The sequence below is a fragment of the Calyptranema fuscum S582 genome, from assembly GCF_055793305.1.
In genome coordinates this window covers 1-11,105 of sequence record NZ_JBSLYH010000095.1, presented here as the reverse complement: position 1 = coordinate 11,105, position 11,105 = coordinate 1, and the positions used below count along the sequence as shown (strand labels likewise).

General features: G+C 44.4%; 7 protein-coding genes and 2 pseudogenes. 5 read left to right on the top strand and 4 right to left on the bottom strand.

What is annotated here, in order from left to right; translation table 11 throughout:
- On the top strand, positions 1–207 hold a 207-nt coding region (locus tag ACR6Z4_RS31495; RefSeq protein ID WP_479721277.1), incomplete at its 5' end, for a WD40 repeat domain-containing protein.
- Positions 208–295: 88 nt separating this feature from the next.
- On the opposite strand, the gene ACR6Z4_RS31490 is transcribed toward ACR6Z4_RS31495, so the two are convergent.
- Entirely contained in the window at positions 296–937 is a 642-nt protein-coding gene (locus tag ACR6Z4_RS31490; protein ID WP_479721276.1) for a hypothetical protein, read from the bottom strand.
- A gap of 438 nt (positions 938–1,375) precedes the next feature.
- Between ACR6Z4_RS31490 and ACR6Z4_RS31485 the strand changes: the two genes are divergently transcribed.
- Both ACR6Z4_RS31485 and ACR6Z4_RS31480 read left to right on the top strand, forming a co-directional pair.
- Positions 1,376–1,912, top strand: a complete 537-nt coding sequence (locus ACR6Z4_RS31485; RefSeq protein ID WP_479721275.1) for an NUDIX domain-containing protein — start codon at positions 1,376–1,378, stop codon at positions 1,910–1,912.
- Between the two features lie 62 nt (positions 1,913–1,974).
- Positions 1,975–2,124, top strand: coding sequence for a hypothetical protein (locus tag ACR6Z4_RS31480; RefSeq protein WP_479721274.1), 150 nt, complete (start codon positions 1,975–1,977; stop codon positions 2,122–2,124).
- A gap of 226 nt (positions 2,125–2,350) precedes the next feature.
- Here the strand turns inward: ACR6Z4_RS31480 and istB are convergent, their stop codons facing one another.
- From istB to ACR6Z4_RS31465, 3 genes and pseudogenes are all read right to left on the bottom strand, one after another.
- Entirely contained in the window at positions 2,351–3,022 is a 672-nt protein-coding gene (gene istB / locus ACR6Z4_RS31475) for an IS21-like element helper ATPase IstB (protein WP_479721273.1), read from the bottom strand.
- Positions 2,904–4,628: pseudogene (gene istA / locus ACR6Z4_RS31470) on the bottom strand (IS21 family transposase); the annotation flags it as partial. The gene istB and the pseudogene istA, both read right to left, overlap by 119 nt.
- Before the next feature lie 705 nt (positions 4,629–5,333).
- A pseudogene (locus tag ACR6Z4_RS31465) lies at positions 5,334–5,513 on the bottom strand (IS982 family transposase); the annotation flags it as partial.
- An 853-nt stretch (positions 5,514–6,366) separates the two neighbouring features.
- Here ACR6Z4_RS31465 and ACR6Z4_RS31460 point away from each other — a divergent pair.
- Together ACR6Z4_RS31460 and ACR6Z4_RS31455 are read left to right on the top strand one after the other, a co-directional pair.
- Positions 6,367–8,385 (top strand): SEFIR domain-containing protein, encoded by a 2,019-nt coding sequence (locus tag ACR6Z4_RS31460; protein WP_479721272.1) that lies wholly within the window; start codon positions 6,367–6,369, stop codon positions 8,383–8,385.
- Between the two features lie 4 nt (positions 8,386–8,389).
- Positions 8,390–11,105: tetratricopeptide repeat protein (locus ACR6Z4_RS31455; protein ID WP_479721271.1), on the top strand; the 2,716-nt coding region annotated here is incomplete at its 3' end.

Sequence of the window (11,105 nt, the reverse complement as noted above, 5' to 3'; positions counted from 1 at the left end):
GCTTTTAGCTTAGATGGGAGCATATTGTTCAGTGGCGAAAAGTCTGGTGAAATTAGATTATGGAATTCCCAGAGTGGGAATCATATTAGTAATCTCGAAGGGGGTAGTGAAGCAGTACACTCTATTTTATTCACCCATGATGGTCAGACTTTAATAAGTGGCAACGGTGATGGCACTATTAAGATTTGGAAGGCTACTAATAAGTAGCAGTACGTCCCTAAAGATGTGAACAGCTGTCTAGATACTCCCCTTTCAGTCTCTTTGCGATCAAATATCTGAACAGTTCCCAGTTTTGTTAGCCTTGCTTACTTTGCTGAGCAATTTCCATCAGCGTCATGAAGAGCTGAGTCCCTACAGCGAGAACAGGATCTGTTAAATGAAAAGTTTCTCGAGCGCGGTCAACAATATACATCCCTCCATAGGTAAGAACAGTGATTCTTGGCTGACCTGTTGGAATCGTGTCTTGATGCTGCTCGAAGGTAGGTGTACTTCCAACTAAGGATGCCGCAGCATCTATTACTTGCACAACGAGCGGACGAGTATAAGGATGATCTACATTCTCCCAAATAAGCAAGCCAGCAACCCCTTTCATGCCATTGAGGTAACGCAGTCTACCGTCTGAGTAAGCTGCCAACGTATCAACCCAAGTTTCTACAGGAATTTCAAAGACAACGCCATGCACTTCATTTGCTACCGCAGCAGGCAATTCCGCACCCATCTGCCGTAGCGCTTTCCATGCCCACAGTTTGTGACGAACTTCAGTTGTGGGATCAGCCGAAATTTCCTTTAATCTCGCGATCGCCCCATCTAAGTTGCCTTTGCGCCAGAGCTGGTATGGCTCAGAAAACAAGCTATTTTCGGAATTGTACTGTGTCACCAACTCTTCGAGAGACTGATCAACAAACAATAGTTGCTTGTAATGTGCATTCTGGTTCATAGGATCCTAACTCAAGTGAAGTGAATCGGTCTGTGGAAACAGGAGTAGGGGAGAACCCAGAGAGGATCTCAACAAGAGTAGGGCAGCCAACGGTCTAACAAGTATGTGTATGCTAGCTGATCAGCCGGAAAGTCAAGACTAAAAGCGACTATCCTGGGGCAGGCGTTCATATACCTGGGTCGATAGAGCCAGATGGTTTAAGTGTTCGGTTGGATGGGTAGGCAGCAACGTGGTGTGGTCAGCCAACCAGCATAGCAACAGACTGGGGCAGGTGACCTGAGTACTGAAACTTACAAAGGCTCTAATTCTCTAGAGTTGAGCCAATATTCATACGGCTTCTACCAAGCTAAATCTGTTGTTGGCAAGTGCGGCTATTCCTTAACCAAGTCAAGAGTCTCGATCTATAAGAAAATAGGTATAGAGAGGCGAACTCAATCTATGGAAACAGATCGGACTATTTTTCAAACGAAGTGGATTGCTGTCAAGGAAAGCTCTCAAGGGTTTCAGTATCTGGAGCGCAAGGGTAAAGATTCCGTTGCTGTCTTTTTATTGAGAAGTAGTAGTAGCAAGCCACAGAAGTATGAAGTTTTGATTCGGCAGCAGCATCTCTGTATTGACAATCGAGAAGTGGATGGGGTGTTAACCCTCTTTCCATGTCCCATTACTGGGGCACTAGAGGAAGGAGAACCGCCAGAATCTGCTGCGATACGAGAAACCTATGAAGAAACTGGCTATAGAGTGCAGGTTTTTCCATTCGGAGAGTATGTTGTAGGCACCCAAGTAAACGAAATCTGCTACCTCTACTATGCGGATGTTACTGAAGTAGAACCTGACGTAGCACAGCAAGATGGCACCTATCTGGAGTCGATCGCCCAGAATGAGTGGCATCCATTTGAGTATTTGAAGTTTTGCAACTATTCAGCCTGTCAAATTGGCTACCTGAGGCTACAGGAAATACTCTTCAAAAATAGCTAATTAGCCTCTAGATTTTAGAGAATCTTGTAATCCTGCTGCTCAAAGCAATACGAATAAGTACTATGCCAACTGACTACGAAAACTGGATAAAAGAGAATCGGGAATATTTGATGAAGCAAAGTGAGATGTTGCAAAACATTATCACTCGGATGGCAAATAGCTCTCTCACTATCAAGCAAGTTGGATTAACTATTAAATGTCAAGCCCATTGAGGTGTCGCGACAGCAAGATTGACGGGTTGATGGCATAGATGGCAACGACAACTTGGGATCGGCATGACAACACGAGATCGCGATGCCAGCGTGAGATCGCAACGACACATTCAGATCGCAACAATACGTTCAGATTTCTTTTGGGGAACGCTACGTGGACGCAACGACAGCACCAAACTCAGCGACCCGATGAGATCGCCGTTGAGTGTCGTGAAAGATGAGGAAGCTAGGAGCAGGACTTACTAGAGCGCGTCGTTGCTGCCTGTTTGCGATAGCTTTCAGCTTTGATTTCCACAATCAGGGCATGATGCACCAATCGGTCTACCGCCGCGACCGTCATCATAGAATCGCTAAAGATGGTATCCCAAGCACTGAAAGGCTGATTGGCGGTGATGAGCAAACTCTTCCGCTCATAACGATGGGCAATCAACTCAAACAGGGCAGTGGTTTCTGCCTCTGACTTTTTGACATACCCCAAATCATCGAGCACGAGCAAATCAAAGCGGTCGAGCTTCTTGAGCGCCACTTGCAGACTCAAATTCAGTTTGGCTTGCTGGAGCGACTGCACCAGAGCGAGCGATGGAAAGAACTTGACCCGTTTGCCAAACTCCACCATGCGACGAGCCACCCCGCTAGCCAGGTGCGTCTTCCCGACACCTGAAGCCCCAAAAATCAGACAGTTCTCCCCCCGTTCCAACCATCCTGGGTCATCAGCGAGATTCATCAGTGGAGCCGGATTAAAGTTAGGGACATGGCTCCACTCAAAGTTGGAGAGGGTTTTTGCGTTGGGTAGTTGGGCTTCTCTGAGGGCGCGCTTGAGGCGGGTATTCCAGCGATGGTGCACCTCCAATTCGCAGAGTGCCAGCAAGAACTGAGCGTGCGACCAGCCCTCCTGCATTGCCTGTTGTTCGAGTCCTTCCCACTGCTGAAGCATCTGGGGTAGGTGCAGTTGTTTGAGGTAGAGGCTGAGGCTCTGGTAGGGGCTGAGCGGGGGTGTCGCTAACTCGGGGGCAGAGGAGTTGGTCATAGCTAGAGAGTTCGTGTTGCGTCACATTCACGTCTTGAATGGGGAGTCGTTGGAGCAACTGAAAATACGCTTGTAAGCTGACTAACGTCAGAGTTTTGGCAGCTAATTGAGTGTGCAAGTAGTGAGCAACGGCTCCCTCCTTATCCTGGGTCGCCGCAATATAGAGGGCTTCTACCATCAGCACCGCAGCACTGTCGAGGTCATAGTGTGCTTTCAGTTGTTCCCAAAGTTAACGATACTCGTCATTGGGCAACAGATCCTGCTGCCAGGTGCAGTAGAGGAAGGCTTTCGGCTTGCGTCGGAGTCCCTCAATCACATGACGGTAATTGATACAGCGGGCGCGTCGTTTCTGCTTATCGGTTGAGCGAATGCGAGGGAGTTCAACGACAACTTGATGAGCTAGATAGCCCACCATCCGGTCGTGGTAGAGGTGCAACTCTAAGGTGCGACCAATCAAGCGCGACGGCACGGTGTACAACATACAACGCACTTCAATGGTGCTATGGCAACTCACCCGTGCTGTCACGACTTCGTAATCAGCGACTCGGTACTGGGGTAGGGGTTGGAGGACGCCCTTTTCCTCTTCATACTTGAATTGGCAGCGTCGGTTCAAGCCTGCCACCGCGTTGTCAATCAGGGCTTGATAGTCCTCAATGCTGGTAAAATCATTGCTACCCCTGAGCAAGATCGCCTGTTTGATGCGGTGCTTGAGATGAGCGTGAGACGACTCAATACTGCCGTTCTCGTGAGCAATGCCCCGATTGTTGCGCGTCGGCTGCATCCGGTAATGGTCGCACAACTGGTCATACAAGGTCGTTAAGGCAGGCTTTCTCTGCCCGCCCAGGTTGCGGTAGGCGGCACTGAGACTATCGGTGCGATGTTGCTTGGGCACTCCACCACAGGCAAACAAGGCATTTTGCAACCCCTCAGACAGGGCAACAAAGCTCTCCCCACCCTGAATGATTTGGGCATATTGCCAGCCACTGTAGCCCAGGCGGTAATGGTAAATCAGGTGCTCGAAGGGCATCCCATTCATCGTGACCTCCATCCCTTTGAGTTGGGTGAAGTCAGAAAACCCCATCATCCCTGGCTCATGGCGCAACTGGAACATCACATCTTGCGCTTCACCGTGCAGCGCTTTCCACGACTGCACCCGGCGTTGCAAGGTGCGCAGCACCTGCCCATATTGTCCAGGGTAGCGCTCTTGCAGATGCTCAAACAGGGTCATTGGGGTTAGCCCTGGTTCCCGTCGCAGCATCGGTTCGAGTTCACTCTCCCAGACTCCTGCCAACGGGTCGGCATGCTGACGTTGAGGGCGGTCTTGCCCACGCTTGGGCTGATGGGTGCCAGCCTCAATCCGTTGACCACTGCGCTCTGAAATTTCGGCAATTGTTGCCGCCTCCACCTGGGTTAACCCCAGTTCTCGTGCAGTCATATACACTCGTATTTGAAAACTTTCGATGGTTTTGCCAGACATTGTTCGGGTCTCCACTTCGCATGGGGGACTTTTGAACAATGTCTTTTTTTGTCGTTGATTTTGTCTGATGCCTAAACGTCAATTCGCGATCTTTTGCTCATCAAGCAATCCGCCTACTGCGCCGTCGTCACCCGACAAGTGCATTGTCGCCTGACAGATTAACAGTATGGGCGGCAATTGTTGGTTTTGGGTTTGAGAATAAGAATCCTGCTCTATTTATCCTGGCATTTATTGCATTTATATTATTTGGAATATTGGATATCTATTACTTGTTTCAAGAGCGAAAGTTCCGAGAGAACTTTAACCGGCTATCTTGGATTATCAGCGGTCATGGAAACGAGGGAGAAAAATGGAGTTGGATAGAGGCAAGGGGTGGCAACTTTCTTATACCGTTTCCAGTCAAGGGTTCTCTCAAAAAGGATGGAGCACCTGACCCACATGCTACAAGTTATACAACTTCCCGAATGAACTGCTCAACACGCTAAAATTTTGGGCAAATCTGCCTTATTTAATTACGTTTTTGATCACGATCGCACTTCTGCTTAGTTAGAACAATTGGGAGATTGAGGAGTAATTATGACCACAATCTCTTTCTTTAAAGTGCATAACGATAAGGGGCAAAAGCTTTTAGACCAGTATGTTTTGCCTACCTGCGATCACCTCAAAATCAAGCTGATCGTATCCCGGACTGGAGCAAACCGGGCTGAAGTGACGATAGCTGGACTGATGAGACCCAATCAAAATCGTCATGATTGCACTAAGGCAAAAGCTACTGGGGCGTTTGCGTTGTTACAAACCATTGCCTAACAGTTGATGTTCCCACTGCGCTTCAAAGGTTTGGCAAAAGTCACCGATGTCACAGAACAAGTTCTCTAGACTAAACAGGGGGCAGGTAAAGGGGGAAAACTTAGCATGGGTGATTGGTATTAAAGCAATCCAGGCGTAACCCGGCTTGTTCTTATTGGAAATGACTACCAGGATTCTGAAATTAATGAAACATACCAGGTCCTACAACTACTACTATTCGTCGCCGTACAAGAAATAATTCCCTACACAATGTTCAGGTAGTTAGGCTCTCCTGTCTTCGTGGTGAAAGAGTAGCGTACGCTACTCTTTCACCACGAAGACAATTCCGAAAACCTTGATAAGTTACTGCTGATAAGCAAAGCTTATCAGCAGTAACCCAGGAGAACCGGTAGTTATGGACTGAAGTGGATTCCACTGTCAAACCACCTAATGTTTGCGGTTAGGAACTCATACTGCTACTCATTTATCTTCCAGCCGCTAAACGGCTTTACCAGCCTGCTTTCTAGAACTATTGTAAGTATCGTTACAACCCCAGTTATTTATGCAGGGCACAGATTTAAATCTTAACTTCAGCCTCTATTCTTTGAGAGCTATACTTAAGCTATAGCAGAAGTAAAATATTAGTATTTCTTGGTATATTTGTATCAAAAAATCACAGTATCACCATGCTGAATGATAGCAGATATGGGTATCTAGTCTTAACTATGAGAGTTCTTGATCAAACAAGGCGCAACAGAAACCTTGTTGGACAAGCGTTACAGCCTTCGCCACGTACCTCATACCAGCGAAACCCCTATAGACTTGAGTCAATTATACTTTTCTTGAAAAGTATAATTTATTCTATTTTTTGGGGCTGATTCACATTGATAGACAATCTCTGAAGATGCAATAGATTCTAATGGCTGACGAGGTATAAGGAGAATTACTGAAAATGCCTAACGATTCATTGCACAACGACTCTCCTAGTTCTGAGCGCCCCAGAGTCTTTATCAGCTACAGTTGGGAGCCGGAGAAGCACCGGGATCTGGTATTAAACCTAGCTAACAAGCTACGTCGCAATGGGATCGACTGTAGGATTGATCAGTTTGAGCAAAATCCAATTAAGGGATGGCCTGCCTGGATGCTAGATCAGATAGATTGGGCAGTCCATGTTCTGCTTGTTTGTTCTGAACCCTACTATCGCGCGTTTAGACAGCAGCAGGATTCCAAAACTCCACAAGGAAGGGGCATCGCTTGGGAAACACAATATATCGTACAAAAGATTTACGAATTAAAAGGCCAGACTACAAAGTTTATTCCAATTTCGTTCGCTCAGAAAGAAGAACAATCTTTTCCAGGCATAAGCGGAAGCACCTATAGGCTTTACGAAGAGGGTGGCTACGACAATCTTTTCCAGTTTCTTGCAAAAAGCCCCTCTATTGTACCAGAACCGTTAGGGGCGTGGCCGTTATCACCTGTACCAGAACCGTTAGGGGCGTGGCCGTTATCACCTCTGGACGAGAAAGAGCGCACAAAAGATTTTAATCACCAGTATTCAAGACAAATGGCAATTGTAAAAGGTTGGGCTGAAATCTCAGGATGTAAAAATCCCGATCGAAGAATCGATGTTATTTTTGTTCATGGAGTTGTCGGTGACCTTTACAGTGCTTGGCAACCACAAGATGAAAATAATAACGGGTTCTGGCTTCAATGGCTTGGTGAAGAGATGCCAGGTGCTGGCATCTGGTCGGTGTCTTACGAAGTTACACCAATTAAGTGGCAGGGATCAGTTGCTCCACTGGCACCAGTAACTAATAAATTGCTAAAAGATCTTATTGATATGGGAATTGGCCGATGTCCCATTATCTTTATTGGTTATGACTTAGGTGGTTTTATTATTAAAGAACTTCTTCAAAATTCTCTTAAATCGCTCGATATCGAACGAAAAAATATCTGGGAGCAAACTCAAGGTGTGGCATTTCTATCATCACCCAGTTGTACTCAGAGCGACTCAATCATGGATTGGATAGAGTTTCTTGATCAGACATTAAAGATTAACTTTGAAAAGTATACTCACAAGGTTAATCTTTCTAAGTTTTTTTCTGGTCTAAATGCTAACTTTTGGGATAGTTTTAAAGACAAAAAAGGATTTAAGGCAGTCTCTTGTTATCCGAATCAGCCTCTTAATAACAAGCAGATTGTTGACTCTGAAGCGGAAACGTCGGACTTGCAATCAAGATTTGACTTCGTAGAGCCGGTTGATATTTTGAACACGAATCATTCTTCCATTTGTAAACCTAGGCTAAGAGAGGAACAAATTTATCGTGAGGTAAAGCGATTTATCTTAGGTCAATCTTTACATCGAATGAGTAAACTAGGCAACCGTTTTTGTATCAGGAAAAGTAACGGCGGTGAACCATATCTTCTAAATGAAAGCCCTGCTGGCAATGAATATAATGGGAGCGATCCCAGCCATAACATTAAGGACCATGAAATTGTGCTGGCTTGGAAAACAGTGCATTTTCTCTCTGAAGTTCTTTATGCAGGCTTCCTAGAGTTCCGAGATGAAATTATTCGTTGGAAGGAAGCGTCTGAAGCAAGTCGAGAAGAGATCTTCTCCTATGAGAAAGTTAGGGAATATATCAATATAAAAATAACAGACTCTACTAAAAATGCTTGGCTAAGGATGAATAATACTATCCTTTACAAGGTGAATAGAGAATTATCTCTAGTGATTAATTCTGGGTCACTCAACCCAATTTCAGAATCAGAATATGTACAATTTCTCTATAACTTTTCAGATTGTTGTGAAGCAGTCAAAGAGGTTATTGGTTTAGACTCCGAGAAGGCATATGAATTAACAATAGTTATAACAAAGTGGTTATATGGTTCTCTTCATACTGCTGATCAGATTTTAAAACAAGCTTTCGAGCACGGAGTCCTAAAGAGAGAGCATTTGAATCAAGGTTGATCCAATGATAAAACCAACTCTAGAACAACTTCGTAGCGAATGGCAAAAACTTAAATCTGCCATATCTGAAACCAGCCCTAATGTCCTTAAGTTTTTTTTGAAGAAATGTATTCAGGCTGGACAATCTTTCGAGGATCCTATTGATCGAGATAACCTAGAGTGGTTAGTGCAGGATGTTGGAGATGCAATATTTCAACAAACCAATGAATATCCAGCGACTCAAATACTACCTTATTCAAAAGTAATTGTCAGCAATAATTTCCCCTATCGCAATGATTATTTTACTGGTCGTAATCAATTTCTTAAGAAATTATCTCAATCATTTTCAATTTGTACTCGACAGGTAATCAGTGGTTTAGGTGGAATTGGAAAAACTCAAATTGCCGTGGAGTATGCTTACCGTTATTCCAGCAATTATGATGCGATTTTTTGGGTGAACGCCTATCCAGATGCACAATTGCAACTGGACTTTGCGGCAATTACCGAAATCCTTGCACTGCCTGAGAAAAACGCTGAAATGGAATATAGAATCCAGGCAGTTAAGCAATGGCTAGAAACTCATGAACATTGGCTCCTCATTTTTGACAATGCTGATAACCCAAGCTTACTGCAGCCATTCTTATCTAGTGAGTACAAAGGACATATCCTTTTGACTTCTCGCGCTAACTCTTTTGCTGTGATAGATATTGCTGAGCCAATTAAATTAGTAACTATGGGGGAAAATGAGGCTGTAGAATACCTTTTTAAGCGAACTGGGATTGAAGAAACTAGTTCTCAGAGAGAATCTGCAAAAGAGTTGGTAGAAACACTTTGTTGCTTACCTTTAGCACTTGAGCACGCTGCCTCCTTTATTTCTGCTCATCGAATTAGCTTTCAAGCTTATTTGGAAGATTATAAAAATCGTCGATTAGCTTTACTTAAGGAAGCTGCCCCTGCGGAAGGTACTACTCATCCTGAACCAATTCACATTACGTGGAATACCAATTTTCAGGAAATAAGAAACATCTCTGAAGCAGCAGCAGAACTCTTTTGCTTTAGTGCATTCTTGGCACCCGACAACATCCCTTTTGAACTGATCATATCAGGATCAACTGAGCTTGGTGAGATTCTCTCCAACGCCTTGGTTGGTGCAAATGAGAATCTCGATATTTTGACTAATCTTCTCAATGCCTTAAACCAATATAGTCTGATATGGTGTGACTTTAAGAACAGAACTTATAGCATCCACTGCTTGGTACAAGAGGTGCTGGTTGACATGATGTCCTTGAATGAACGACATCAGTGGGCAAAAAGAGCAGTTGTTGTCATGAGCAAGGTTTTTCCAAAAGCTGATTTATCTCCTAAAGAGCGTTTCGATGAGGATATTTTACAAAGGTGCAGACATCTACTTCCTCATGCTCAAACTGTAGCTAGATTTGCTGAACAGTATGAGTTTGAGCCTGAGGTTTTGGAAGTGGTTGCATCTCTGCTTAATCGAGTTGGTTACTATTTAGAAGTTTATGCTCAATTAGATAAAGCTAATTTACTTTTCCACAAAGCTTTGGAACTACGTCAGCGATTATTTGGAAAAGAACACTTAGATGTTGCTAGCAGTCTAAATAATTTGGCCGAACTCTATAAGCATCAAGCTCGTTATCAAGATGCTGAACCTCTATATCAGGAAGCCTTGAGCTTAAGACGGCACTTGTTAGGAGCAGAGCACCCTGATGTCGCAAAAAGTCTCAATAATTTAGCTGTATTGTACTTTGATCAAGGTCGATACGATGAGGCTAAACCTTTATGCGAAAAAGCATTTGAGATTCGAAAAAAACAGTTGCAACCCGATGATCCCTATATTGCCCAAAGTTTGCATAGTTTAGCTCGCCTCTCCGTCCTACAGGGACGTTTTCCAGAAGCTGAGAAGCAGTTCCTTCAAGCGTTGGAGATAAATAAACATCAATTAGGGTTAGAACATCCCTATCTAGCTAGAATTTACACTGACTTGGCTCGTTTCTATTCAGCACAACAAAACTATGAGAAAGCTGAGCAAATGTATCAGCAGGCATTAGAAATCGATCAACGTGTGCTAGGACCAAATCACCCCTATGTTGCTATTAACCTAAATCATTTAGCAGAGATTTACAGAAGTTTAGGACGTTATGATGAAGCAGAAGTTACCTACCTCCAATCTCTAGATTTGAAGAAGCGTCTCCTAGGTGAAAACCATCCTAGAGTAGCTGATAGTCTTACCAACTTAGCAGTTTTTTATCAAAGCCAAGGACAATATGACCAGGCTGAAGGTCTGCATCAAAAAGCTTTGGATTTGAGGGAACAAATCCTAGGTAGTAGCCATCCCGATGTAGCAGCTAGCTTGAATAATTTGGCCTTGCTCTACTCTAAACAAGGACGCTATGAAGAAGCTGAATCTTTATATCGTCAGGCTGTGAGGATCTATGAGCGATTCTTGGGAAAAGACAATCTAGCGCTCCCACCTTGTCTTAATAACTTGGCAGAACTTTATCGACTCCAAGAGCGCTATGAAGAAGCTGAACCTCTTTATCAAGAAGCATTAAAGCTGAAAAGGCAGCTTTTAGGAGACGGGCATCCAGATGTTGCAGACAGCCTAAATAATTTAGCCCTCCTTTATCAACAGCAGGGACGCTATGAAGAGGCTGAATCGCTGTATCGCGAAGCGTTAGGGATTTGCGAACAAGCGTTAGGGAAGGAGCATCCAACGGTCT

Excerpts from the sequence above, each read along its gene's own strand:
- ACR6Z4_RS31490 (WP_479721276.1), bottom strand. The coding sequence starts at position 937 with ATGAACCAGAATGCACATTACAAGCAACTATTGTTTGTTGATCAGTCT.
- ACR6Z4_RS31485 (WP_479721275.1), top strand. The coding sequence starts at position 1,376 with ATGGAAACAGATCGGACTATTTTTCAAACGAAGTGGATTGCTGTCAAG.
- ACR6Z4_RS31480 (WP_479721274.1), top strand. The coding sequence starts at position 1,975 with ATGCCAACTGACTACGAAAACTGGATAAAAGAGAATCGGGAATATTTG.
- istB (WP_479721273.1), bottom strand. The coding sequence starts at position 3,022 with ATGCAGGAGGGCTGGTCGCACGCTCAGTTCTTGCTGGCACTCTGCGAA.
- ACR6Z4_RS31460 (WP_479721272.1), top strand. The coding sequence starts at position 6,367 with ATGCCTAACGATTCATTGCACAACGACTCTCCTAGTTCTGAGCGCCCC.